Annotated in this window: 25 protein-coding genes; 15 read left to right on the top strand and 10 right to left on the bottom strand. The window is 57.4% G+C overall.

Going from position 1 to position 23,103, the window contains the following annotated elements; translation table 11 throughout:
* Positions 1-736 (bottom strand): cation transporter (locus E1297_RS46450; protein WP_196223580.1); only part of this gene is annotated, 736 nt, incomplete at its 3' end.
* 147 nt (positions 737-883) lie between these two features.
* Between E1297_RS46450 and E1297_RS46445 the strand changes: the two genes are divergently transcribed.
* The 6 genes from E1297_RS46445 to E1297_RS49360 all read left to right on the top strand — a co-directional run bounded on the left by E1297_RS46445 (position 884) and on the right by E1297_RS49360 (position 5,437).
* Positions 884-1,588, top strand: coding sequence for an endonuclease/exonuclease/phosphatase family protein (locus E1297_RS46445; protein WP_155150789.1), 705 nt, complete (start codon positions 884-886; stop codon positions 1,586-1,588).
* An 87-nt stretch (positions 1,589-1,675) separates the two neighbouring features.
* Positions 1,676-2,089 (top strand): Fur family transcriptional regulator, encoded by a 414-nt coding sequence (locus E1297_RS46440; protein WP_155150786.1) that lies wholly within the window; start codon positions 1,676-1,678, stop codon positions 2,087-2,089.
* A gap of 137 nt (positions 2,090-2,226) precedes the next feature.
* Positions 2,227-3,108, top strand: a complete 882-nt coding sequence (locus E1297_RS46435) for a DMT family transporter (RefSeq protein ID WP_155150783.1) — start codon at positions 2,227-2,229, stop codon at positions 3,106-3,108.
* Between the two features lie 144 nt (positions 3,109-3,252).
* Positions 3,253-4,530 carry a phosphopyruvate hydratase gene (eno, locus tag E1297_RS46430; RefSeq protein ID WP_155150780.1) on the top strand — a complete coding sequence of 426 codons (1,278 nt, stop codon included), beginning with the start codon at positions 3,253-3,255 and terminating at the stop codon, positions 4,528-4,530.
* A 51-nt stretch (positions 4,531-4,581) separates the two neighbouring features.
* Complete coding sequence (locus E1297_RS46425; protein WP_209016407.1) at positions 4,582-5,118, top strand: GNAT family N-acetyltransferase; 537 nt, start codon at positions 4,582-4,584, stop codon at positions 5,116-5,118.
* A gap of 151 nt (positions 5,119-5,269) precedes the next feature.
* Entirely contained in the window at positions 5,270-5,437 is a 168-nt protein-coding gene (locus E1297_RS49360; protein WP_196223579.1) for a hypothetical protein, read from the top strand.
* Here E1297_RS49360 and E1297_RS46420 read toward each other — a convergent pair.
* The 3 genes from E1297_RS46420 to mazG form a co-directional block, all read right to left on the bottom strand.
* Positions 5,434-5,883, bottom strand: a complete 450-nt coding sequence (locus E1297_RS46420; protein ID WP_155150776.1) for an N-acetyltransferase — start codon at positions 5,881-5,883, stop codon at positions 5,434-5,436. The two genes, E1297_RS49360 and E1297_RS46420, sit on opposite strands and share 4 nt — an antisense overlap.
* Positions 5,880-6,821: a nucleoside hydrolase gene (locus tag E1297_RS46415; RefSeq protein ID WP_155150773.1), complete on the bottom strand. Its 942-nt coding sequence runs from the start codon at positions 6,819-6,821 to the stop codon at positions 5,880-5,882. Before E1297_RS46415 ends, E1297_RS46420 begins: the two co-directional genes overlap by 4 nt.
* A 63-nt stretch (positions 6,822-6,884) precedes the next feature.
* Positions 6,885-7,751, bottom strand: a complete 867-nt coding sequence (gene mazG / locus E1297_RS46410) for a nucleoside triphosphate pyrophosphohydrolase (protein WP_155150771.1) — start codon at positions 7,749-7,751, stop codon at positions 6,885-6,887.
* 66 nt (positions 7,752-7,817) lie between these two features.
* Here mazG and E1297_RS46405 point away from each other — a divergent pair, with 66 nt between their 5' ends.
* The 5 genes from E1297_RS46405 to E1297_RS51490 all read left to right on the top strand — a co-directional run bounded on the left by E1297_RS46405 (position 7,818) and on the right by E1297_RS51490 (position 11,858).
* On the top strand, positions 7,818-8,981 hold the full coding sequence (locus E1297_RS46405) for a M20 aminoacylase family protein (RefSeq protein ID WP_155150768.1): 1,164 nt from the start codon (positions 7,818-7,820) through the stop codon (positions 8,979-8,981).
* 53 nt (positions 8,982-9,034) lie between these two features.
* A complete protein-coding gene (speB, locus tag E1297_RS46400; protein WP_155150765.1) occupies positions 9,035-10,003 on the top strand; it encodes an agmatinase in 969 nt (322 codons plus the stop codon).
* 59 nt (positions 10,004-10,062) lie between these two features.
* Positions 10,063-11,010: an agmatinase gene (speB, locus tag E1297_RS46395; RefSeq protein WP_155150762.1), complete on the top strand. Its 948-nt coding sequence runs from the start codon at positions 10,063-10,065 to the stop codon at positions 11,008-11,010.
* Between the two features lie 63 nt (positions 11,011-11,073).
* The gene (locus E1297_RS46390; RefSeq protein WP_155150758.1) at positions 11,074-11,478 is read left to right on the top strand and encodes a DUF1499 domain-containing protein; all 405 of its coding nucleotides are present in this window, start codon (positions 11,074-11,076) and stop codon (positions 11,476-11,478) included.
* A 35-nt stretch (positions 11,479-11,513) separates the two neighbouring features.
* A complete protein-coding gene (locus tag E1297_RS51490; RefSeq protein ID WP_368669865.1) occupies positions 11,514-11,858 on the top strand; it encodes a DUF6404 family protein in 345 nt (114 codons plus the stop codon).
* Between the two features lie 4 nt (positions 11,859-11,862).
* Here E1297_RS51490 and E1297_RS46385 read toward each other — a convergent pair whose 3' ends face one another.
* Positions 11,863-12,153, bottom strand: coding sequence for a hypothetical protein (locus tag E1297_RS46385; RefSeq protein ID WP_155150754.1), 291 nt, complete (start codon positions 12,151-12,153; stop codon positions 11,863-11,865).
* A gap of 45 nt (positions 12,154-12,198) precedes the next feature.
* Between E1297_RS46385 and prfA the strand changes: the two genes are divergently transcribed.
* The 3 genes from prfA to E1297_RS46370 all read left to right on the top strand — a co-directional run bounded on the left by prfA (position 12,199) and on the right by E1297_RS46370 (position 14,944).
* Positions 12,199-13,272: a peptide chain release factor 1 gene (prfA, locus tag E1297_RS46380; protein ID WP_244328136.1), complete on the top strand. Its 1,074-nt coding sequence runs from the start codon at positions 12,199-12,201 to the stop codon at positions 13,270-13,272.
* The gene (gene prmC / locus E1297_RS46375) at positions 13,269-14,117 is read left to right on the top strand and encodes a peptide chain release factor N(5)-glutamine methyltransferase (RefSeq protein WP_155150751.1); all 849 of its coding nucleotides are present in this window, start codon (positions 13,269-13,271) and stop codon (positions 14,115-14,117) included. The genes prfA and prmC overlap by 4 nt, the downstream gene beginning before the upstream one ends.
* A gap of 239 nt (positions 14,118-14,356) precedes the next feature.
* Positions 14,357-14,944, top strand: a complete 588-nt coding sequence (locus E1297_RS46370) for a DUF4167 domain-containing protein (protein ID WP_155150746.1) — start codon at positions 14,357-14,359, stop codon at positions 14,942-14,944.
* Positions 14,945-15,011: 67 nt separating this feature from the next.
* Here the strand turns inward: E1297_RS46370 and rsmA are convergent, their stop codons facing one another.
* The 5 genes from rsmA to lptG all read right to left on the bottom strand — a co-directional run bounded on the left by rsmA (position 15,012) and on the right by lptG (position 21,407).
* Positions 15,012-15,854, bottom strand: a complete 843-nt coding sequence (gene rsmA / locus E1297_RS46365) for a 16S rRNA (adenine(1518)-N(6)/adenine(1519)-N(6))-dimethyltransferase RsmA (RefSeq protein ID WP_155150743.1) — start codon at positions 15,852-15,854, stop codon at positions 15,012-15,014.
* Positions 15,855-15,938: 84 nt separating this feature from the next.
* A complete protein-coding gene (gene pdxA / locus E1297_RS46360; protein ID WP_155150738.1) occupies positions 15,939-16,904 on the bottom strand; it encodes a 4-hydroxythreonine-4-phosphate dehydrogenase PdxA in 966 nt (321 codons plus the stop codon).
* Positions 16,901-18,154, bottom strand: a complete 1,254-nt coding sequence (locus E1297_RS46355) for a peptidylprolyl isomerase (protein WP_155150734.1) — start codon at positions 18,152-18,154, stop codon at positions 16,901-16,903. Before E1297_RS46355 ends, pdxA begins: the two co-directional genes overlap by 4 nt.
* Positions 18,145-20,307 carry an LPS-assembly protein LptD gene (locus E1297_RS46350; protein ID WP_155150732.1) on the bottom strand — a complete coding sequence of 721 codons (2,163 nt, stop codon included), beginning with the start codon at positions 20,305-20,307 and terminating at the stop codon, positions 18,145-18,147. Before E1297_RS46350 ends, E1297_RS46355 begins: the two co-directional genes overlap by 10 nt.
* The gene (lptG, locus tag E1297_RS46345; protein ID WP_170330757.1) at positions 20,307-21,407 is read right to left on the bottom strand and encodes an LPS export ABC transporter permease LptG; all 1,101 of its coding nucleotides are present in this window, start codon (positions 21,405-21,407) and stop codon (positions 20,307-20,309) included. Before lptG ends, E1297_RS46350 begins: the two co-directional genes overlap by 1 nt.
* 228 nt (positions 21,408-21,635) lie before the next feature.
* Here lptG and E1297_RS46340 point away from each other — a divergent pair, with 228 nt between their 5' ends.
* Positions 21,636-23,102, top strand: a complete 1,467-nt coding sequence (locus tag E1297_RS46340) for a leucyl aminopeptidase (protein WP_155150726.1) — start codon at positions 21,636-21,638, stop codon at positions 23,100-23,102.
* Position 23,103 lies beyond the last annotated feature (1 nt).

Here is a 23,103-nt window from a genome sequence, read left to right as displayed (position 1 = left end):
TTAGCGTTGCGCGCAGCGCACGACGGGCCGTGGCCAGATGCTCGGGGCTGGCGACGACATTTGCCAGCTCTCCCAGACCACCGCGAAAGTCGCGCACATAGGAACCTATGGCCAACAGGCAGAGCAACAGTACGATGATCGAGTCGCCAATTGGTGCGATCGGGGCCAGTGGTCCGTCTCGGAACATATAAATGGCTCCCAACCCGATGCCGGCGGCGGCCGTGATCAGCCCATCGAACAGCGCCGCTTTGGATTCAAGCCTGAGGATCGAGCTGACCTTACCGGTCTTGCGCCATGTGAAATGATGGAATGCCCAGAGGAACAAACAGGTTAGTCCGATAACAACGAAATAGACGAACATCGGTGCGAAGTTCAGCGGCTCGGGCATCATGCCATTGAAATAGCTGTAGATGTTCTTGGCGGCATTCGTGATCGCGAACAGCACAAGCCCCAGCAGTGACAGAGACCTGAAGGTCGAAAAGATCGCCTCGTCCGCAGCATAGCCAAAGGGACGCAGTTTGTCGGGACCTGCATCGACACGCTGGCTGATCCGACGCCCCAGAAAGGCCGATCCGAACCCGATCAGCGAGAACAGGCCGTCCATCATGATCGCGTTCGAATTGGACAGCACACCAGCAACGATCCCTGCTGCGGCCATGAACAGATTGCCCCACATTGCGATCACCAGAGAACGACCTTCCAGACGTTTGGTGTTGCTTGTGTTCTGTGTTGCCATTTTATGCGATCCCGATGTGGTCTCAGACGCTTCATCAATAGCCATTTAGGCAAGTGGGGCCAACACTTGCGCGGATGTTTTGAAACTCGGGGTTGCACTGCGTCGAAGGCAGGGCAATCTTAGGGCTGAACGATATTTCAGGACATCATGACCCGAGCATCGACCTTACGGCTGGCCAGCTACAACATACAAAAATGCGTCGGGCTGGATTTCCGCCGTCAGCCTCAACGCATCATGCAGGTGCTGGATCGGTTGAAGGCCGACATCGTGGTGTTGCAGGAGGCTGACAAGAGACTGCCGCCACGGCCAGCCGCGCTGCCGCATTTCATGCTGGATGAGGCAGGTTGGCAGATTGTTGATCTTGGCGGGGCTGGAAGCCTGGGTTGGCACGGGAATGCCGTGATCTGGCGGGGGGAGGGGATCTCGGTCCAACAGACCGGTCATCACGAACTGCCAGGGCTTGAGCCGCGCGGGGCCGTGCGGGTTGAGTTTGATACGCCCATCGGACCGTTGCGTGTGATGGGGATGCACCTTGGTCTGTTGCCCGCATCGCGGCGTCAGCAGATCACCCATATTCGCAGATGTGACTCGGATCTGAATCAGATGCCAACAGTTTGGGCCGGGGATTTCAACGAATGGTCTCGGCAGCCCGTGCTCGATAATCTGGCCCCGGATATGCGGTTCCTGCCGCCAATGCCCAGCTTTCCCGCGGCGCAGCCGTTGGGGGCACTGGATCGTATTGCATTGGGTGATGGGCTGCGCGCCATGGCGCATGGTGTGCACGGCGAGCGGCCTGCGCATATCGCCTCGGACCATCTGCCGATCTGGGCAGACCTTCAGCGGGTTGCGTGAATTGCCCTGCCGTAAAGCGCATTTCCCCTGTGGCGCAAGCGCGCCAGACGTACTAAGACAGAAACCCGAACAAGTCTGAGGGGTATCATGTCGGACACGATCATCGCACGTTGCGAAGCTAAAGGGCTGCGCATGACCGGTCAGCGCCGGACCATTGCCCAGGTCCTTCAGCAAAGCGAGGATCATCCTGATGTCGAGGAGCTGTACGCCCGCGCCTCGGCTATAGATTCGGGTATCTCGATCGCAACAGTCTATCGGACTGTGAAGCTGTTCGAAGAAGCTGGCATTCTTGAGCGGCTGGAGTTCGGTGACGGGCGCGCGCGATATGAAGACGCCGAACGGGACCATCACGACCACCTGATCGACATGCAGTCCGGAGAGGTGATCGAATTCGTCGATCCCGAGATCGAGGCATTGCAGGAAAAGATCGCCGCAAAGCTTGGGTATAAGCTGAAAGGTCACCGGCTGGAGCTGTACGGCGTCCCGCTGGAACAGGACTGATCCATCACGAAACGCGATTGGTCGCCTCACGGCAATTCATCAAACCTGTCGTAATATGGCTTGCTACGTCGCAAAAGTTACGCTTTTGCTGACGTAAGGGCGCAGATTTTTGTCAGCCCATTCCTACGGACACGCGCATGAATAACGTAAACGGCATCTTGCTGATCATCGGATCGATGGCGGCCTTCTCACTTGAGGATATGTTCATCAAGCATCTGTCGATCAGTGTATCGACGGGGCAGATCATGATCGTGTTGGGTCTGTTCTGTGGGCTGGTCTTTGTACTGATGTCTCTGGCGACCCGTAAACGCATCTTTGATCCCGTGGCGTGGCAACCGTTGCCATTGGCCCGGGCCGGGGCCGAGGCGGTTGGTGCTTTGACCTTTGTTACCGCGCTGTCGCTGGTCGAGTTGTCCACGGTCGCGGCGGTTTTTCAGGCGATGCCGCTAGCCGTAACCATGGGCGCGGCGCTGTTTCTGGGTGAACATGTCGGATGGCGGCGCTGGAGTGCGATTGGCATCGGCTTTGTCGGTGTCCTGATGATCATTCGTCCCGGGCTTGAGGGTTTTGAGCCCGAGTCGCTGTTCGTCGTAGCCACCGTGATTGCCATCGCCGCACGAGACTTGCTGACACGGAAACTGGATGTTCGTGTACCTTCATCCGTCGTCGCCTTGCAGGCCTATATCGCTGTCGCGCTGGCAGGGGTGGCGTTGATGGTGTTTTCAGCACAGCCGGTCGTGCCGTTGCAGGCGGTACAAGTTGGTCCTTATCTGGGTGCCATCGGCTTTGGAGTTCTGGGCTACTACGGCATTGTAACGGCCATGCGCATCGGAGAGGCTTCGGCGCTGACACCGTTTCGCTATACCCGTTTGGTCTTTTCGATCGCCGCCGGGATGCTGATGTTCGGGGAACGCCCCGATGCGATGACGATCGCAGGTGCATCGCTGATCATCGGGTCGGGCATGTACACCTTTATCCGTGAACGCAGGCTGGCGCGCGAAATGGCGGTCGCAGCCTGACGGATCGTCGCACGTTGGCGCAAACAGGAAAATGTTAGCCCTAAAGGCCGGAAAATAGGCGTGTTAGCGATAACATAGCCGGTTTACTTTTTGCCCGGTGCTGTTATGAGGCATGCAACCAAGTCATCTTTAGGGACCGGTATCATGAGCACCATCATCGACATCCATGCACGCGAAATCCTGGACAGCCGGGGTAACCCCACTGTTGAGGTGGACGTTATTCTGGAAGACGGCACCATGGGCCGTGCAGCTGTACCTTCAGGCGCGTCGACCGGTGCCTACGAAGCCGTCGAAAAACGCGATGGCGACAAGTCCCGTTATATGGGCAAGGGCGTGCTGGAGGCCGTAGCAGCAGTGAACGGCGAGATTGCCGAGGAACTGGTTGGTTTTGACGCAACCGAACAGGTCGCCATCGATCAGGCGATGATCGAACTGGACGGGACCGAGAACAAGGGCCGTCTGGGCGCCAACGCCATTCTGGGTGTCTCGCTGGCGACAGCCAAGGCTGCTGCGGATTTCACCACACAGCCTCTGTATCGTTATGTCGGTGGCACTTCGGCCCGTGTTCTGCCTGTTCCGATGATGAATATCATCAACGGTGGTGAACACGCGGATAACCCAATCGACATTCAGGAATTCATGATCATGCCGACGTCGGCCGCGAATATCCGCGAAGCCGTGCGCATGGGGTCTGAGGTCTTCCACACGCTGAAACGTGAGCTGTCGGCAGCTGGTCTTGCCACCGGTGTTGGCGACGAGGGCGGCTTTGCCCCCAACATCGCATCCACCCGAGAAGCACTGGATTTCATCCTGCAGTCCATTGAAAAGGCAGGCTACAAGCCGGGTGAGGAAATCCACCTGGCGCTGGATTGCGCAGCAACCGAGTACTACAGGGACGGCAAATACGTCCTGTCGGGCGAGAACATCTCGCTGACGTCCGAGGAAAACGCCGAGTATCTGGCGGCTCTGGTCAAAGACTACCCGATCATCTCGATCGAAGACGGTATGTCCGAGGATGACTGGGACGGCTGGAAGGCCCTGACCGATGCCATCGGTGACAAGGTGCAGCTGGTGGGCGACGATCTGTTCGTGACCAACCCGGCACGTCTGGCCGAAGGGATAGAGCGTGGCTGCGCGAACTCGATGCTGGTCAAGGTAAACCAGATCGGATCGCTGACTGAAACGCTGCGCGCTGTCGATATGGCCCACCGTGCACGTTACACCAACGTCATGTCGCACCGCTCGGGCGAGACCGAGGACGCAACCATCGCTGATCTGGCGGTTGCAACCAACTGCGGTCAGATCAAAACCGGCTCGCTGGCGCGGTCGGACCGGTTGGCCAAGTATAATCAGCTGATCCGGATCGAGGAATCGCTGGGCGAAGTTGCCGAGTACGCAGGCGCGTCGATCCTTCGCAATTAACTACTGTGATGCTATGTTGATACCTGGGTACTTCCCGGGGATCGTATTTTGTTGAGTATTATCAAACCAGAAACGCCGGACCAGCTGGACGCGGTTCGGCGTTTGTGTTGGGAGTATCGAGATTTTCTGCTGACGTTGGACGAAAGATCGGTGCAAATCGTGCAGGCTGTCTATCCACAGGAAAAGTATGCCCGCGTGTTGGAGGCGATCGAAACCGATCACATGCCGCCCTCTGGTGGGATGAGGTTGGCGTTGTTGAATGAACAGCCGATAGGGTGCGGGATGTTTCACACGCTTGAACCCGGGGTGGCAGAAATCAAGCGAGTGTATGTCAACGAGCAGGCACGCGGCACCGGTGCGGGCTGTGCGATCATGCTAAGTCTTATTGAACAGTGTCGGAGCGATGGATTCGAATACATTCGGATGGACACGGGAAAACCTCTTGAGGCGGCGACTCAATTGTACCTGTCCTTAGGCTTTCAGTTGCGTGACGCGTATTCAGATCTGCCAGAGATTGTCGAAGGCCATCTTCTGTTCTTTGAAATGTCACTACGCCCGGATCAATCTGGGTCGGACACTAAGGGCTAAGATATCATTTTGAAATTTTGACCTACTGAGTACCAAAAGTAGGGTTATAGGCAAATATTCGCCGACATAAATATCCTTATGTGTGAACTTGTACCTAACGAGACAGGCGCATCGTGACCTATGCTGCTTGCATTGCAGAAAGGAGAACACGATGCCTGTATCCAAATTCCTTCTGGTTATTTCCGCGCTTTCTCTGGGACTGATGGCGGCCTGTGCCGACCCGGGAACTTATCCGATCACCGGTCAAAAGGCGTCGCCGGACGATCCTGTTCAGGAAATGTACAATCCAAATGTGATCTTCCGCGGGGAGTCGCGCTAGAGCTTCTTGCTCATGAGCGCATAGCGGTCGCGCAGCTTGAAGCCTGTCCGAAGATAGAGCTTTTGTGCTGACTCGTTCGTGCGGTCGACTTCCAGATGCAGGGCGGTCAGCCCTGCACCAGCCAGCGCCTTGGGAAGTTCAAGCAGAACCTCTGTGGCAATTCCACGGCCTCTGACTGCCGGGCGGATGTAGATCTCATCCACAAAGCCGTCCATTCCGCCGAATTCGACGGACCAGCCGAATGTCAGGATGATATAGCCCAGTGGCGCGCGGCCCGGCCCGATGAGATAGATGCAGCCATGAGGTATGCCTTCGAGCAGGGGGAGCAGCGCTTCGCGCAGTTGATCAGCATCCTGTTCGATGCCTTCCTCGGCGTGAAAGGCAGAGACGAGGGTCATCAGACGGTCAAGATCGTCCGGGCGGGCGAGGCGCAGTGCGGCAGTCATAGCCGCGCCAGCCGTTCGATGAGCAGGTCAAAGAACCCGTCCGCATCCACATCGCCGATAAACAGGGCGTTGGGTTTGCGATCCGTGACGCCCCACCAGTCGGCGACGGTCATGCCCATGGTCAGTTCGGACTGGGTTTCAATTTCGACGTTCACGTGCCGACCTTTGAACAGCTCGGGCTTGATCAGATAGGCTGTTACGCAAGGATCATGAAGTGGGGCACCTGCACTGCCATATTTTTCCTTGTCGAAACGTTCGAAGAAATCGGTCATCTCGGCAACTGCAATACCAACCTTGCTTCCCAGTGCGCGGAAGGCGTCGTTGCGGGGCTTTGTAACCAGCGCCTTGTGCGTCACGTCCAGAGGCATGACAACAATTGGAACGCCGGATTTAAACACAATGTCAGCGGCTTGCGGGTCAACGTGAATGTTAAATTCAGCCGTAGGAGTGATGTTGCCAACCTCGAAATAAGCGCCACCCATCAGAATGATTTCCTGCACGCGTTCAGCGATGTCAGGTGCTTTCTGAAAGGCGGCTGCGATGTTGGTCAGAGGGCCCAGCGGACAGAGGGTGACAGTACCTGGCTCATGCGTGCGTAGGGTGTCGATGATGAAATCGACAGCATGACCTTCGGTCAGTTCCATTTGCGGGTCAGGCAGATCAGGGCCGTCGAGGCCGGTTTTGCCGTGCACATGTTCAGCGGTCACCAGAGGGCGGTTTAGCGGTCGATCACACCCGGCATAAACCGGTACATCGGTATGGCCCGCCAATTCGCAGACTATCCGCGCGTTTTTGGCGGTCAGATCCAGCGGCACGTTACCTGCGACTGCGGTAATGCCCAGAACCTCGATCTCTTCGGGGCTGGCCAGCGCCAGCAGGATCGCAACAGCGTCATCCTGTCCGGGGTCTGTGTCGATGATGATATTGCGCGCAGTCATGGGTGGCCTCCGGGATATTGAAGGACGGACACTGGCAAGTGTCGCCGCTGTTGTCTAGCAAATTTACGCGCTTCCGCGGGCCGTGTTCGGCATTGCTGGCGGGAGTTTGCCGTTGGCGCGATGTTCTTCGGTTTTGACCTCGTCCCAAAGAGCATCCATTTCCTCAAGGGTGCTGTCCGTTGGGGTTTTACCCCGATCAGCCAACCGTGCCTCAACTTGCTCGAACCGGCGGGTGAACTTGGCGTTGGTGCGGCGCAGAGCGGCCTCGGGCTCGATACCCAAATGACGACCCAGATTTACCATCACAAAGAGCAGATCGCCGAATTCATCCTCAAGCGCGTCTGCGTCCATGCTTTCGCGCGCCTCTTCCAGTTCGGCGGCTTCTTCGGTGATTTTGGCCAACACGTGGCTGGCATCGGGCCAGTCAAATCCCACGCGAGCCGCACGCTTTTGCAATTTGTGCGCCCGCAGGAGGGCAGGCAGGTTGGCAGCCACACCATCTAGTGCACCTTGCTGTTCCTTGCCTGCGCGTTCGGTGGCTTTGATCGTTTCCCAGTCCTTCGTCTGCTGTTCAGCCGATTTGTCGCGGGATTCATCGCCAAAGACATGCGGATGGCGGGCCACCATCTTGTCGGACATGGTCCGCACCACATCCTGAAACGCGAAATGACCGGCTTCTTCGGCCATTTGGGCGTGAAACACGGACTGGAACAACAGGTCGCCCAATTCGCCCTTCAGTTCATCCCAGGCCTGTCGTTCGATCGCGTCTGCGACCTCATAGGCTTCTTCAATCGTATAGGGCGCGATGGTGCCGAAATCCTGCTCGATATCCCACGGACAACCGGTTTCCGGGTCACGCAGACGACGCATGATTTCCAACAAACGTTCGATACCTGCGTCCGAGTTATGGATCAGCGGATTTTCAGCCATTGCGAAGCCCCTTATTCCGGTGTCAGATGCATCCATCTCGCAGCTTGGATCAGGAGTCCACCCCAGATGCCCGTCGTCAACCGTATTGCCGATTTTGCCACCGACATGGCCACATGGCGCCAGCACCTGCATACAATCCCCGAGCTGGAATTCGAATGCTACGAAACAGCGGCCTTTGTCGCTGAGCGTTTGCGCGAGTTTGGCGTGGATGAGCTGCATGAGGGGATCGCCAAGACCGGTATCGTCGCGATCATCAACGGTCAGGGCGAAGGACCGACGATTGGCCTGCGGGCGGATATGGACGCATTGCCGATTCCCGAAGAAACCGGTGTTGACTATGCCTCGCAGAATCCAGGCAAGATGCATGCCTGTGGCCACGATGGGCACACAACGATGTTGCTGGGGGCTGCACGTTATCTGGCCGAAACCCGGAACTTTCGCGGCCGGGTTGCGCTTATCTTTCAGCCTGCCGAGGAAGAGGGCGGCGGCGCCGGGGTTATGGTTCAAGAAGGAATTATGGACCGGTTCGACATCGCGCAGGTTTACGCGCTGCATAACGCGCCCGGCTTTGCGGAAGGCTCGTTCTATACAACGCCGGGTCCGATCATGGCTGCTGTTGATACGTTCGAGGTTCACATTCAGGGCGTCGGTGGACATGGGGCCATGCCGCATGAAACGCGCGATCCGGTCATGGCGGCCTGTGGTATTGCGCAGGCGATTCAGACCATCGTCAGCCGCAATCACTACGCTCTGGACGATCTGGTTGTGTCGGTGACACAAATCCATACCGGCACGGTGAACAACGTGATCCCGGACACCGCCTATATCAACGGCACGGTACGGACCTTCGACCCGGCGGTGCAGAAGATGGTTATGGAACGCATGGAGCAGATCGTGCAGGGACAGGCCACGTCGTACGGGGTTGAGGCGCGGCTTGAATATGATGTGAGTTATCCCGCCACGATCAACGACCCGGAAAAGGCCGCTTTTGCCGCTGACGTGGCGCGTGAGGTTTCGGGGGCCGAGCGGGTCACCGAAAACACTGGTCGTGAGATGGGGGCCGAGGATTTTTCATACATGCTGCAGGAACGGCCCGGGGCCTATCTGTTTCTAGGGCAGGGGGACGGTGCGGGGCTGCACCATCCAAAATACAACTTCAACGACGAAATCGCGCCGGTGGGTGCATCCTTTTTCGCGAAGATCGTGGAAAAGGCGCTGCCTGTGGCTTGACGTTAGCGCGCGTCGCCAGCCCATCGGGAACCTTGGGAGGAAGATAACCCGAAATGGCATTGGAAGATGCAAAGACTCAGGTGGACGAGGCGTTCACCAACCCGGATCTCAAAGGCCTGTCCTTTGAGAACACATTTGGTGGCGCGACCTCGTTTCTGCGTCGGCTTTATACGAAGGAACTGAAAGGTGCAGACATCGCAGTGACCGGCGTGCCGTTCGATCAGGCGGTTACCAACCGTCCCGGTACCCGGTTGGGACCGCGTGCCATTCGCGAGGCCAGCGCGTTGCAGTCTCCCGACGCACCCTATGGCTGGCCGTTTGATGCGCTCAGTGAACTGGCAATCATCGACTACGGGGACATGGCATATGATTATGCCAATATCCCGGCCTTTCCGGATACGCTGACCGATCACATCCGCACGATTCTGGAAGCCAATGTCGCCTCAGTGACACTGGGTGGGGATCACTACATCAGCTTTCCGATCCTGAAAGCCTATGCCGAGAAATATGGGCCTATGTCTCTGCTGCAGTTTGATGCGCATACGGATACATGGGCCGATGACGACATGTCCCGCGTGGATCACGGGACCATGTTCTACAAGGCGGTGAAGTCCGGGATCGTGGACCCCAAGCGATCGGTACAGGTGGGGATACGCACCACCAACGAGGACACATTGGGAGTCAACATCATCGACGCACGTGAGGTTTATGAATCCGGACCGGCCGCCGTAGCCCAGAAGATCAAGGGAATTCTGGGCGACAGTCCAGTTTACCTGAGCTTTGATATCGATGGGTTGGACCCGGCCTTTGCACCGGGAACCGGGACACCTGTTTGGGGTGGTCTCAGCTCGATTCAGGCGCAGATCATCCTGCGGGATATCGCGGGGATCAACATCAAGGGCGGGGATGTGGTTGAGGTATCGCCTCCATTCGACACGTCTGGTGCCACCGCGATTGCCGGGGCACATGTGGCAACGCAGATCATTTGCCTGCTGGGGTGGAACAAGCTGGTAAAGCCTTAACCTTTGGTTAGGCATAATCCCGGTAAGTGCTTGGTGAAGAACCGGATCGGAGAAAGTACATGACCCAATTCAACCAGCCAATTGGCGGCAATGATCTGGCGCGGTTCTCGGGGCCGAATACGTTTATGCGGCTACCGCAGGCGTCCTCTCTGGATGGGCTGGACGTTGCTGTTCTTGGCGTCCCGATGGATATCGGCACGTCGTGGCGCTCGGGTACGCGGTTTGGCCCAAAACAGATCCGTAGCGAAAGCGCGATGATCCGGCCGTATAACATGGCCACCTTTGCTGCCCCATTCGATAACCTGCAGATTGCCGATATCGGGGATCTGGCGATCAACACGTTCTCGCTGTCCGATAGTCTGAAGATTATCAAGGCAAGCTATGACGGCATTCTGGCACAAGATGTCATTCCTGTTGCGATGGGGGGCGATCATTCGATCACCCTGCCAATTCTGCGCGCAATAGCAGCCAAACATGGTCCGGTTGCCCTGGTGCATGTGGATGCCCATGCCGACGTCAATGACGAGATGTTTGGTGAGCGCGAGACCCATGGCACCGTATTCCGCCGCGCATATGAGGAAAATCTGATCGTTCCAGACAAGACCTTTCAGATCGGTATTCGGGGATCTGGCTATGCCGCCAGCGATTTCACCGAAGCGCAGGGGTGGGGATTCCGTCAATATCCGGCGTGGGATATCTGGCAGCAGAATCTGACCCAGATCGGGTCTTTGATCCGCAAGATGATCGACGGACATCCAGTCTATATCACCTATGATATCGACAGTCTGGACCCAGCTTATGCGCCTGGAACCGGTACGCCTGAAATCGGCGGGCTGACTACACCGCAAGCACTGCAACTGATCCATGCACTGCAGGGGATGAATGTCGTTGGTTGTGATCTGGTCGAGGTCTCTCCACCCTATGATCCATCGGGTAATACTGCGCTTACGGCCGCGAACTTGTTGTTCGAAATGCTGTGCATTCTACCAGGCGTGACGTCGCGGTAAGGGCTGGTTGAGCATCTTGTTCATCGATCCGTTCCGGCTAGGTTCGGTTGAAACAGGTGCGGGATGAAGATGATTGTAGTTTGGGTGTTGGTATGTGTGGGGCTTTTGCTGGCCGGTTACATCCGTCTTGCCCCTTCCGATCCCTCCCGTTGGCATGTGGCACCTTTGGGCGAAACCAGCAGGGACATGTTGGGCGCGGTAGTGCGCGTCGTTGAAACCGGCCCGGACGGCCTTGCGCGGCTGGATTTGGTCGCGCGTCAGTCCCCTCGTACCAGTGTTTTGGCCGGGTCGGTCGACGAGGGAATGGTGACTTATATCACCCGCACTCGGTGGATGGGATTTCCGGATTATACAACCGTGCAGCAGGATGGTGACGCGCTGCGTATCCACGCAAGGCTGCGTTTCGGGCGCAAAGATTTCGGAGTGAATAAAGCGCGGGTTGAAGACTGGCTTGGTCAGCTTCAATAGATTGAAAATAAAAGTTTAATTCCCATATTGGGAGTATGATTGATTATGAGGTCAAGTTCCAGAGGGCAACCGCTGAATTGGAAAGAGCGGGCCTACAGAAGCACGCAAAACCCGCACCATTTGTCCGCTTTTTAAGAGGTGCCGGATTCCGGCCGAAACCGGATCTCTATCGTAGGAAGATTTCGCGTTTGATGTGGGATACACTGGTGATGGGAAGCCTTTGGGGGTTGGGCATGTATATATTCTCACCTTCGTTTCGCGCGGTCCCACCATTGGCAATGAGCTCTCTGCTCTATGGTGTAAGCATGGCGCTTTTCGCAGAGTACAATATCTGGCGAACGCGCAGAAAGCACAAACTAAGCAAATGGGAAGATCTGTAGGTGATTAGCCCGAGCTTTGAATAGTTGCAGGATTGCTGAGTTGGGGTTGGGTTTGCTCCAACCCTGACGACAAACACCCCTCCTGAACCTCACGCCACATAGGAACGTTCAGTGACATCTGGCATTGGGCCATGAACATACGGCCATCGACCTGCAGGCAGATCATCTCTCCCAACTCGACGCGGGTGCCGGCTTTGTCGGTGCAATAGCAATCCTGAACCTTGCCGCCGGGGCCAATTACATCAGCCATGACAGGGGTCGTGCACAGGGTAAACGCAAGAATAATCCGTTTCATGCATGTGAGCTTAGCACAAGGCAGGCCCTTGACCAAAGCCCGCGGATGATAGACACCGCCGGGATGATCCCCGAAGAACGCCTTGAACAGATAACCCAGCGATTCCAATACCTCGAAGCTGCCATGGCCGATGGCGCCTCGGGCGGAGATATTGCGGCACTTGCCAAGGAATACTCGGATTTAAAGCCTGTGGTTGAGCAGATCGAAACATGGCGCCAACTGGTGGCCGATCTGGCCGAAGCCGAGGCAATGCTGGCCGATCCGGACATGAAAGAGCTGGCTGAGGAGGAAATCCCCGAGCTGCAGGCTCGCATTCCCGAGGCAGAGCATGCGTTGCAACTGGCGTTGTTGCCCAGAGACAAAGCCGATGCGCGTCCGGCAATGTTGGAAATCCGGCCCGGAACCGGAGGCGATGAGGCCGCATTGTTCGCGGGTGATCTGCTGCGGATGTATCAACGCTATTCTGAGGCGCGGGGATGGAAGTTTGAGATCATCGAGGAACAATCCTCGGATCTGGGCGGGATCAAAGAGGTCGTGGCCCATATCAAGGGCGATAATGTCTTTGCCCGGATGAAATACGAATCCGGTGTGCACCGAGTTCAGAGGGTGCCCGAAACCGAGAGCGGCGGGCGTATCCATACTTCGGCGGCGACAGTGGCGGTTCTGCCCGAGGCCGAGGATGTGGATATTCATATCGAACCCAACGATATTCGTATCGACACCATGCGCAGTTCCGGCGCGGGTGGGCAGCACGTGAACACCACAGATTCGGCTGTTCGGATCACCCATATTCCCAGCGGGATCGTGGTCACGAGTTCCGAAAAGTCCCAGCACCGCAACCGCGAGATCGCGATGCAGGTGCTGAAGACTCGTCTCTACGATATGGAGCGGCAGCGGATCGACAGCGAACGCTCGGCGGATCGCGCCAGCCAGGTGGGATCGGGAGACCGGTCTGAGCGGATCAGAACTTATAACTTCCCGCAGGGTAGGATGACCGATCACCGCATCAACCTGACACTTTATAAGCTTGATCAGGTGATGCAGGGCGATCTGAATGAGGTGATCGATGCGCTGACCGCAGACGATCAGGCGCGTCTGCTGGCCGAGATGTCGCAATGAACGGGGCACAGACGGCCGCGCAGGCCATGGTCGCGGCGACAGCGCGCCTGCGGGCCGCCGGTGTCGAAGATCCCGCCCGGGATGCACGGGTTCTGCTGGCCCATGCTGCGCGTATCGAAGCCAGTCGCGTCACGTTGATCGCACCCGAAGAGTTGTCACCTGAAATAGCCGAGCGATATGATCAGCTGATCTCGCTTCGTGCCATCCGTGTGCCGGTTTCCCACCTGTTGGGAGAGCGCGAATTTTATGGCCGCCGTTTTCGGGTGAGCCGGGATGTTCTGGATCCACGCCCCGAGACCGAAGCCTTGATCGAGGCCGCGCTGAGTGAACCGTTCGATCACATTTTGGACCTTGGTGTCGGATCAGGCTGTGTGTTGGTGACCTTGCTGGCCGAGCGGACAAGCGCATCCGGAATTGGCGTTGATCTGAGCGAATCTGCCTGCCTTCAGGCCAGCGCTAACGCGGTGCTGCATCAGGTGCAGGGCCGGGTCGAGATCATACAATCCGATTGGTTCGAGGGGATCGAAGAGGGGCAGTTCGATCTGATCGTCTCGAACCCGCCATACATTTCCCTGGATGAGATGACGCAGCTGTCCCCAGAAGTGCGGGAACACGAACCGAGGATGGCTTTGACGGATGAGGGGGACGGGCTGGGCGCTTATCGGCGTATTGCCGCTGCAGCTCCTGATTTTCTGATGCCGGGCGGGCGTATTCTGGTCGAAATCGGTCCGACGCAGGCGGCAGCTGTCGCGGCATTGTTTGACGCGTCGGGTCTGATCGATATCCGCGTGGTTCCGGATCTGGATGGCCGGGACCGTGTTGTTGGCGCCAGAATGCCGGGTTGAGTGGGGTGAATGAGGCCAAAAAACGCCGGTTCAGGTAAAAAAGCTGCGAAAATGCATATTACCCTCTTGTCTGCATGATCAGGACATGCTTACTCAGGGTAGTCGGCGAGGTTGACGCTGTTTCAGCGCGCCCCTGACGCCAAGCCCAAAAAGTCGACAGCACGTCACGGTAAAAGGCCTTAGAGCAGTGCAACGTACGGGTTGATCGACAGTGAATGACAAGGCTGACGTAAAGTAAGATGAGATCTTCCAAATCCCGCTCGCGGGCCAAGAACAACCGCAATCGCCCTTCTGGTGGTAATGTCGTAAACCGGGTTTTTGACAGCTCGGGTCCAGAGGGCAAAGTGCGCGGCACCCCGCAGCAGATCATTGATAAATATAATCAGCTGGCGCGTGACGCCCAGCTGTCGAATGACCGTGTCGCGGCCGAAAACTTTCAGCAGCACGCGGAACACTACCTGCGTATGCTGAGCGAAGCACAGCGCGAAATCGAAGCGCGCCGTGAAGAGCAGGAACGCCAGAACCGTGAGCGCCAGGCCGAACGCGACCGTGAGCGCGCCGAGCGTCAGGAACGCGAAGCTGCACGTCAGGCAGATCCGGCCGAAGCGCCGCAACCTGACGTGATGGATTTCGGGTCCGAGCCTGCCGCACCTGAATCTGGTCTGGTCGAGACACCGGAAAGCCAGGGTGCTGAACCGGTCGAAGAGGCACCTGCCAAGAAAGAAAAGCCACCACGCCGTCCACGTGCACGCAAGCCCAAGGCTGCACCCGCCGAGCCTGAACAAGCTGCAGCGGATAACGGAGACGCGCCGGAAGCTGCCGAATAAGCTCAAGCCATAAGGCCGAGATACAGAAAACCCCGGTTCGAATGCCGGGGTTTTTTGTTTTGTCGCTTTAGGCTTTGCGAATTTCCCGTGCCAGCGCACAAAACGCTTCGAGCGGAACCTGTTCCGCGCGTTCTGTTGGTTTGATGCCAGCAGCCAGCAAGCGATCTTCGATATCCGGGGCGACACCTTTCAGAGAGGCGCGAAGCATCTTGCGGCGTTGGTTGAAAGCTGCTGCCACGACGCGTGACAGGGTGGTTGCATCTGCCGGATAGCGCGGCTCGGGCAGGGCAGTAAGGTGAACCACTGCGCTGGAGACTTTGGGCGGCGGAGTGAAGGCCCCGGGGGGCAAAGACATGGCAATGCGCGCTTCGGCCCGCCATTGGGCGAGGATGGCAAGTCGCCCATAAGCTTTACTGCCGGGCTGGGCCACAATGCGCTCGGCGACTTCGCGCTGGAACATCAGGGTCAGGCTTTGCCAGAATGGCGGCCATTCCGGTGGCGTCAGCCAGCGGACCAGAAGTTCGGTCCCGACATTGTAGGGCAGGTTGGCCGCAATCCGGATCGGAGGTTTCAGATGCGCCAGCGGATCGATTTCAAGCGCGTCCCCGTTGATGACTTCAAGCCGGCCGGGATAGGCCTCGGCAATGTCGTTCAACGCTGCGATACAGCGGGTGTCTTTTTCGACAGCAACGACTTTGCGCGCGCCTTCGGACAGCAGACCACGGGTCAGGCCACCCGGTCCGGGTCCGATCTCGAGCACATCACATTCGGTCAGATCACCGGCCTGCCTTGCAATCTTGGCGGTCAGGTTCAGGTCCAGCAGAAAGTTCTGCCCCAGCGATTTGCGGGCCGATAGCTGGTGGGTCGCGATGACTTCGCGCAGCGGGGGGAGGGTGTCGATAGCGCTCATGATCCGTTCACCGTGGCGCGGATAGGGTGTCATGCGCCAGAAATTTTTCACTTCGGTCCGGGATATGGCCTGCGTTGTACAGGTTCAAGACCCTTGCGCCATCTGCTGCGCGAGTTTGAGGGCCTCAATCAGGCTGGTCGGGTTGGCGATGCCTTGTCCGGCGATGTCCAGCGCGGTGCCATGATCGGGTGAAGTCCGGATGAAGGGCAAACCCAGCGTTACATTCACGCCTCGGTCGAAATCCAGTGTCTTGATCGGGATCAGGGCCTGATCGTGGTACATGGCGATGGCTGCATCGTACCGCCTGCGCGCGGCGGAGTGGAACATGGTATCTGCCGGATGCGGGCCCGTAACCGTGTAGCCGTTGGGATTGAGATCAGAGATCAGCGGGGCAATCCAGTCCAGTTCCTCACGACCCATTTTGCCACCTTCTCCGGCATGGGGGTTCAGTCCCGCAATCGCGATGCGCGGATTTTGGATGCCAAACTGGTTCTGAAGCCCTTGTGCGGTGATCGCGATCGTTTTGCGTAGCAACTCGGGGGTCAGGACGCTGGGAACTTGCGAGAGTGCGATGTGGATCGTGGCCGGGACCACGCGCAACTGATCGCTGGCCAGCATCATCACAACACGATCTTTACCGGCAAGAGCGGCCAAAAATTCGGTATGCCCAGGATAATCGAATCCCGCTCCGTCAATCAGCGCCTTTTTGTGGATCGGAGCCGTGCAGAGCGCTGATGCCGCACCCGATTGTACCAGAGAAACACCGCGTTCAATTGCATCGATTACAGAGGGAGCATTGTTTGGCTCGGGACGGCCCGGCACGTTCGGCGCTGGGAAATCCAGTTGAAGCACCGGTAGGGCCTTCGCACAGACCCCGGCCGCTTCTGACGGTTCATTTATTCGTGCAACCGGAGTCTCGTTTGGCAGATGCGCTGCGTCGCCGATGTAGACGAACGGGCAGGTGCCGCGCAGTTGTTGCCAAGCCTTGGCTGCGATTTCGGGGCCGATACCGGCCGGATCACCACAGCTAAGCGCGATCGGGCAGGTCATTGCTCGATAATGGTTGCGTCTGCCCGCATTTGTTCGATGAAGCTGTCGGCAAAAGCCTGCAGGCGCTGCTGGGTCAAAGCGTTAGCAACATCCTGACGAGACGTATCTTCGCCCAGATCGCGGGTGCGGGTGCACAGCATCAGGAACATCAGCGTCTGCCCGTTGTTGCGGGTGAGCGTTGTTGAAATCTCATTGGGGTCCAGCTTGGCAAGTTCCAGCGCCACGTCGCGCGGGATTTCGGAAGGGCTGGCGGACACGCGCTCAAGGACCTCAGGCGGTTGATCCTTGGCGATACCATAGAGGTCGTTACAGGTGTCGATGTTTTCCTTCAGCTCAGCTGCAGTTCTCTGGGCCTCTGGGCTACGACCGCCCGGAATATAGTAGATCGCATAGTCGATCTTGGAATAGCGTGGTGCGCCTGTCGAAACCTCGCGAATGCCGCGCATCTGGAACAGGGCTATGGCGTTGGGCAGACTCAGCGGTTCGGTTATATCTCCGTTCTGCAGGCCCAGGATGACGGGCTGCAGCGCTGGCGGAAGATTATTGAGCGACAGCCAATCCAGTCGACCTCCGTTTTCGCGGGTCGCTGCCGCCGAATATTGCGTGGCAGCGGAGGAAAACGCGTCATAACCGTCTACCTGAGAAATTTCCTGCGCCAGCGCGTCAGCCTGTGCGAGCGTCTGCGGTGTTACGGGAATGATAATCTCTGACAACAGAACTTCGAGGCCGCCACCGCCGCCCTGACCCATTGCCCGATTGATTTCATCCTCTGTGGGGCGCGCCTGAGAGATAAACCTCGTGCTGACGTAGTCACGCCACGAAAGCTGATCTTCAACAAAATCCCGTACTGTTTCAGGATCTACACCGGCATCACTGAGCAGCCGCAGGAAATCTTCAGTCGAAAGCTGACCACGAGCGGCAAACTGGTCGATACCAAGCTGTACATCTTCTGGTGTCGCCTGAATTCCGGCATCCCGCATCGCCTGTTTGCGCAGGCGAGCATCGATCAGGGCCTCACGCACTTCATCTTCAGAACTTCCCGGCAGGCCGAGCGCTTCGAGAAACTGCTGGCGTTGCTGCAATTCATACCACGTCACGATATCCTGATTGATCCGGATCGCGGGTGAGAACAGGCTTTGCCCGATGGCCTGCGGCGAAGAAAAGGCGATAAGCGCCGCAGCGAGTGCGGGCAAAGCCGGTCTTTGCCAACCGGTACGAAGAAACTTGGAGAAACCTGATATCAGCTGCATTTTCTTTTGTACTTCTTGCCCCCGCCTTCGACGGCGTATCCAGTTAGTGCAACGGTAAAGCCGAATTCTGTCGAAGGCTCAATACTTGATGTGGACGTATAGCGCCGACTGACGGTCATGTTAACCTGCACGCACTCATTTTCGTAGGTAACTCCAAGCCCGTAGCGGATTGGCTCAGATTCGGCCAGATCATATCGCGCCAGTGCCTGTGTCAGCCAGTTCTGATCGATTCTGTAACGTCCCGTCAGCCAAATCTCGGATATTTTGTCGCTGTTTTCTGCAGGGTCGGGTTCCTGCCAGACATAGCTGCCCGTCAGCGCGTTGTCGTCTTTGGCCCAAACGCCCCGGAACTCGGCTTTGGCAAAGCTGAAGTCATCATCCAGCAGGCCACGTGCCGCGAGAGTAAGGCCTTTTGCGGTTTTCAACTGCCCGGCCAGCAGCAGATCGGATGTGGTGCCCTGCAGGCCCGAGGTCAGGGTGAAATCCGGATCGGCATCGGCGCGGAACACTTGACCGACGGTTGCAAGCGCTTGCCAGCCGTTCGGCGTATTGCGCGCCCAGTTCACGCCGACAACAGCTGTTGCTCCATTTTCGCGGCGATCTTCGGCTGGGAAGCGAGACAGGGATAGCAGATTGCCCTGGTCGAACTCCTGAAACGTACTTTCGTCATTGGGTACGTCGGTATTCGAGACATGCGTCCAGCCTACCTGAACAATCGGTTCGAGAAACTGCGTTGCGCCGGATTGTTCGCGACGTACCATCGGATAGCGCAACGTAAAGGCAGCCCGCGGAGTGGATCTGGTCACCTGATTGGGGTACTGGCTGTCGTTGCGGATATCAAACGTATCGACTGAAGCACCAAGCTGCGCATCGGCCCGCAGGCCCGTGCTGAAAGTCCAACTGCGTAGCCATTCTGCATCCATTGTCGCGCGTGCCACATCCCGTCCAACGATATCTACATCGCTGGTCCGGGTGTGGGAATGCCCGATAAACGCAAGCCTCACTTCGCCGCCCAGAGCGTTGGGAAAGTACCGCCTTTCATAGTTCAGATCGAAAACGCGCGAGGGGATTTCATCCTGATTTTCGCTGTCGCGCAGGGTTTTGTAGTGGATGAAACTGGTTTTGAACGCGGTATCGCGTTTGATCCGTTCCAGTGCGATTTCGCTGCGCAGACGGTCAAAGTCCGGCAGACCATAATCAGCCAGATACGCGTCATCCGACGTTGTTTGAATGTTGAACGTCAGCCGGTAATCATTTTTCAGAGCGAACCAACCATTCGCGAAAAGATAGCCGCGATCCTGGTTTTGTTGCACGTCATCGCGGGTGTATGCGCCTTCGAACTGAATGCGGCCGTTCTTAAAAGCCTGACGGTAGCGATAGCCTAATGTCGTTGTCTTGGATGAGACATACGGCGTCAGCGTCAGATCCTTGTGGTCGCCCAACTTAAAGAAATAGGGGACCTGTACACCCGTACCCAATTGCGAGGTCGTCCGGATCGACGGAACAAGAAAACCTGTTGCACGCTCCAGTGTCGGGTCGGGCAGGCGTAGTACAGGAAAGTAGAAGACCGGGAAATCAAGGATGCGGAACTGTGCACCTTCGAAATACAGCTGCCGCTCCAACTGGTCGTGTGTCACCTTTCGTGCCCGAATCTGCCATAGCGGCGGTTTACCATTGGCGCAGACATGACATGAGGTGGCCGACACTTTGCTGAACTGTGTGTACCTGCCGCCAGCGCGGGTTGCCTGAACCGAGGCGATCTGAACCTGCTGATCGAACACCATTCGGGCACCGATCAAAAGCCCGTTCTGGATGCCATCATCCAACTGAGCGGAGTCCGCCAACACAGTGGATTGGCCCGCCTGATCGATCCGGATCGGACCTTCGAGGGTCAGTTCACCAGTTTCCCGATCGAAGATTACGCTTTTGGCCGATAGTTTGATGTCGCCCTGATAGGCTTCTACATTCCCTTCGGCGACGAGTTTTCGATCGGGTGTGATGAAAATCTTATCCGCCACCAGCAGGGCCGGCTGGTCTTGGGCAGCCCCATCCTGTCCGGCAGCTGCGGAACCTGATGCGTTTTGCGCAAGTGCGATGGACGGTGCCGCCAGAACCAGAGTGCTGGACAGCAGCAAAGACATTAGTCGCCGCATTAACCGTCCTCCGCGTGCAGCAAGAGGCCTAAGGACAACAGGATTGCGGCAAAGGGCGGTGCCCAGGCGGCGACATAGATCGGCAACTGGCCGTTCTCCCCCAGAATTTGAGCGAAATTACGTACGAAGTAGATGGCAAAGCCCAACAGAACCGCGGTCAGAACGGCAATGCCTGTACCGCCGAAACGGACATGGCGCATGGTGAAAGCAGCACCAATCAGAACCATCGATACAAGAAAGAAGGGTCGTGCAAGCTGTACCTGCAGCCAGACTTCGTATTGCTTTGTAGAAAATCCTGCCTCGCGAAGATCGTGGATGAGTTGTGGCAGGTCGTAGACCGAAACGGAGTCTTGTTGGCCTAATGTATCCAGAATGCGATCGCGTGTGAGAGTCGTGGGAAGAGCAAGTTGTTCATACGTGATTGCATTTGTTTCGGGATTCGAGCCGTTCTGGAGCGTCCAAACCTTGGCCTGATAGAGAACCCAGTTTCCATCTTCCAGACGTGCCGTTTCAGCAAAGATCTGTTCGGTCGGAATACCGTCAGGAGAGAATGTCGTGATGGTAACTTCTCTGAGGCCAAAGTCCTCGTCGGGATCGGTCCCGACAGCATGGATCACGGATTGGCCCGATGTGGAACCCTGGCGCAACCAAAGGCCCTCGCTGCTGATCGAAAGGGTAGAACTGCCATTGTTGCGATATCCGTCTGCCAAACGCTGGTATTCTTCGGATGTCGCAGCAGAGATAGGGTTCAGCAACGCCACTGCCAGTGCACCGATCACCAAAGCCAGCAGAACGGGTGCAGCAAGTGCGCGGATGCCAGACCGCCCGATGGCGCGGGTCACGACCAGTTCGGAACTGCGCGCCAGACCAATGAACAACGCAATCGTAGCCAGAATCATTAACAGCGGCAGCATCTCGCTGATTGCCGCCGGGGTGTTGAGCAGGGTCAGGCGCAGCAATTGACCAAAGCTCAGGTCGACGTCAGTGAATTTGCGGACTTGCTCGATCAGGTCGATCAGAATCATGAGTGTCAGAAAAATGCCGCCGATAACGAGAAAACTCTGCAGGAATCTTCGGGCAAAATAGCGGTCGAGGATCACGAGTTCACCTCCGGCTGACCGCTGAGCTCGGGGTCCACGCCAGAATCGCCCCGGCATGGAATCATGCGCGAAGGCCTATGCCTGCCGTTTGGTGCCAATACTTCTCCCCCGAGCCTGCCGGTTATTTTCGGGCGACCTTAATGCAAATGGCAGACGGGGAAAACTGCTATCTGGTCAATATTGGTGGTCCACGCTAGGTCTTGGGGAAGAGTTTTTCAGGAGCAAGAGATGAGCAGTCTGATACCAATCCGTTTTCAGGACTTTGATTTGGATCTCATGGCGCAGGCCGAAGGGCGTGTGGTCATCATTATTCCTGCCGAAGGAAAGATGAGCCCCGCTGCGCGCCGGGCCAATCGCCTGACACGAGGCGCAGTGGCCCGACTGGTCGAGAGCGAGAAGTTTAACAAAGCCAAGACAGGCGATGTGATCTCATTGGCTTGGCCCGGTGGCATGGCAGCTGAGGCGCTGGACGTTCTGGTTTTGCCGCGTCGCCCCGATCATGACGAGGCGCGCAAGGCGGGTGCTGCTTTGGCAAAGCTGGCCAAGGGCAAGGACGTGCTTGTGATGGCCGCAAATCAGGTGAGGACCGAGGAACTGGCCTTGGGCATGGTGCTGCGCAGCTATGATTTTGATGCGCACAAGACTAAGGACGCCGACCCCACGGGCGAAATCGTGATCAGCCATTCCAAAGCGGATGAGGTCGAAGCGGCGTTTGCACCGCTTAACGGTATCGCCGATGGCGTGCGCATGACCCGCGATCTGACCAACGAACCCGCCAATGTTCTGACCACGACAGAATTCGCCGACCGGCTGAAAGAAATGGAAGCGTTGGGGTTGGAAGTTGAGGTTCTGGAAGAGGACAAGCTGGCCGAGCTTGGCATGCGCACATTGCTGAGCGTCGGGCAGGGGTCTGACAGCCCGTCCAAGGTCGTGGTCATGCACTGGAATGGTGGCGACAAGGACGACGCTCCGCTGGCGCTGGTGGGCAAGGGCGTGGTGTTTGATACCGGTGGTATCTCGCTCAAACCTGCTGCGGGCATGGAAGAGATGACCATGGACATGGGCGGCGCGGGTGTCGTTGCAGGCACCATGCGGGCATTGGCGTTGCGTAAGGCCAAGGCCAATGTGGTTGGTCTGGTCGGTCTGGTGGAAAATATGCCTTCTGGTCGCGCTACGCGCCCCGGCGATGTCGTCAAATCGATGAAAGGCGACACGGTAGAGATCATCAATACCGATGCTGAAGGCCGCTTGGTTCTGTGTGATGTCATGTGGTACGCGCAGGAGAGGTTCAATCCTGTCGGCATGATTGATTTGGCCACATTGACGGGTGCGATCATCATCGGGCTCGGGCATGAGAATGCGGGCGTTTTTTCGAACAATGACACGTTCTGCGATGCTTTCCTGAAGGCGGCCAAAGTCGAGGATGAAGGCGCATGGCGGATGCCACTGGGCAAAGCCTATGATGACCTGCTGAAATCCCGCATTGCGGATATGAAGAACGTGGGAGGTCGCCCGGCCGGATCGGTCACTGCGGCGCAGTTCCTGCAGCGTTTCGTCAAAGAAGAAACCCCCTGGATTCACCTGGATATCGCGGGTGTTGCGTCGGTGTCGTCCGAGACATCCTATGCGCCCAAAGGGGCAACCGGTTGGGGCGTGCGCGCGCTAAGCCGATTTGTTCAGGACAATTTCGAGTAAT

This window comes from Roseibium sp. RKSG952, assembly GCF_009711355.1.
The sequence above is the reverse complement of the archived record's forward strand: the minus strand, read 5'-3'. Positions and strand labels throughout refer to the sequence as shown.

What these genes read in the sequence shown, in the direction of transcription:
- E1297_RS46445 (WP_155150789.1), top strand. Translation starts at nt 884, where the DNA reads ATGACCCGAGCATCGACCTTACGGCTGGCCAGCTACAACATACAAAAA.
- E1297_RS46440 (WP_155150786.1), top strand. Translation starts at nt 1,676, where the DNA reads ATGTCGGACACGATCATCGCACGTTGCGAAGCTAAAGGGCTGCGCATG.
- E1297_RS46435 (WP_155150783.1), top strand. Translation starts at nt 2,227, where the DNA reads ATGAATAACGTAAACGGCATCTTGCTGATCATCGGATCGATGGCGGCC.
- eno (WP_155150780.1), top strand. Translation starts at nt 3,253, where the DNA reads ATGAGCACCATCATCGACATCCATGCACGCGAAATCCTGGACAGCCGG.
- E1297_RS49360 (WP_196223579.1), top strand. Translation starts at nt 5,270, where the DNA reads ATGCCTGTATCCAAATTCCTTCTGGTTATTTCCGCGCTTTCTCTGGGA.
- E1297_RS46420 (WP_155150776.1), bottom strand. Translation starts at nt 5,883, where the DNA reads ATGACTGCCGCACTGCGCCTCGCCCGCCCGGACGATCTTGACCGTCTG.
- E1297_RS46415 (WP_155150773.1), bottom strand. Translation starts at nt 6,821, where the DNA reads ATGACTGCGCGCAATATCATCATCGACACAGACCCCGGACAGGATGAC.
- mazG (WP_155150771.1), bottom strand. Translation starts at nt 7,751, where the DNA reads ATGGCTGAAAATCCGCTGATCCATAACTCGGACGCAGGTATCGAACGT.
- E1297_RS46405 (WP_155150768.1), top strand. Translation starts at nt 7,818, where the DNA reads ATGCCCGTCGTCAACCGTATTGCCGATTTTGCCACCGACATGGCCACA.
- speB (WP_155150765.1), top strand. Translation starts at nt 9,035, where the DNA reads ATGGCATTGGAAGATGCAAAGACTCAGGTGGACGAGGCGTTCACCAAC.
- speB (WP_155150762.1), top strand. Translation starts at nt 10,063, where the DNA reads ATGACCCAATTCAACCAGCCAATTGGCGGCAATGATCTGGCGCGGTTC.
- E1297_RS46390 (WP_155150758.1), top strand. Translation starts at nt 11,074, where the DNA reads ATGAAGATGATTGTAGTTTGGGTGTTGGTATGTGTGGGGCTTTTGCTG.
- E1297_RS51490 (WP_368669865.1), top strand. Translation starts at nt 11,514, where the DNA reads ATGATTGATTATGAGGTCAAGTTCCAGAGGGCAACCGCTGAATTGGAA.
- E1297_RS46385 (WP_155150754.1), bottom strand. Translation starts at nt 12,153, where the DNA reads ATGAAACGGATTATTCTTGCGTTTACCCTGTGCACGACCCCTGTCATG.
- prfA (WP_244328136.1), top strand. Translation starts at nt 12,199, where the DNA reads ATGATAGACACCGCCGGGATGATCCCCGAAGAACGCCTTGAACAGATA.
- prmC (WP_155150751.1), top strand. Translation starts at nt 13,269, where the DNA reads ATGAACGGGGCACAGACGGCCGCGCAGGCCATGGTCGCGGCGACAGCG.
- E1297_RS46370 (WP_155150746.1), top strand. Translation starts at nt 14,357, where the DNA reads ATGAGATCTTCCAAATCCCGCTCGCGGGCCAAGAACAACCGCAATCGC.
- rsmA (WP_155150743.1), bottom strand. Translation starts at nt 15,854, where the DNA reads ATGAGCGCTATCGACACCCTCCCCCCGCTGCGCGAAGTCATCGCGACC.
- pdxA (WP_155150738.1), bottom strand. Translation starts at nt 16,904, where the DNA reads ATGACCTGCCCGATCGCGCTTAGCTGTGGTGATCCGGCCGGTATCGGC.
- E1297_RS46355 (WP_155150734.1), bottom strand. Translation starts at nt 18,154, where the DNA reads ATGCAGCTGATATCAGGTTTCTCCAAGTTTCTTCGTACCGGTTGGCAA.
- E1297_RS46350 (WP_155150732.1), bottom strand. Translation starts at nt 20,307, where the DNA reads ATGCGGCGACTAATGTCTTTGCTGCTGTCCAGCACTCTGGTTCTGGCG.
- E1297_RS46340 (WP_155150726.1), top strand. Translation starts at nt 21,636, where the DNA reads ATGAGCAGTCTGATACCAATCCGTTTTCAGGACTTTGATTTGGATCTC.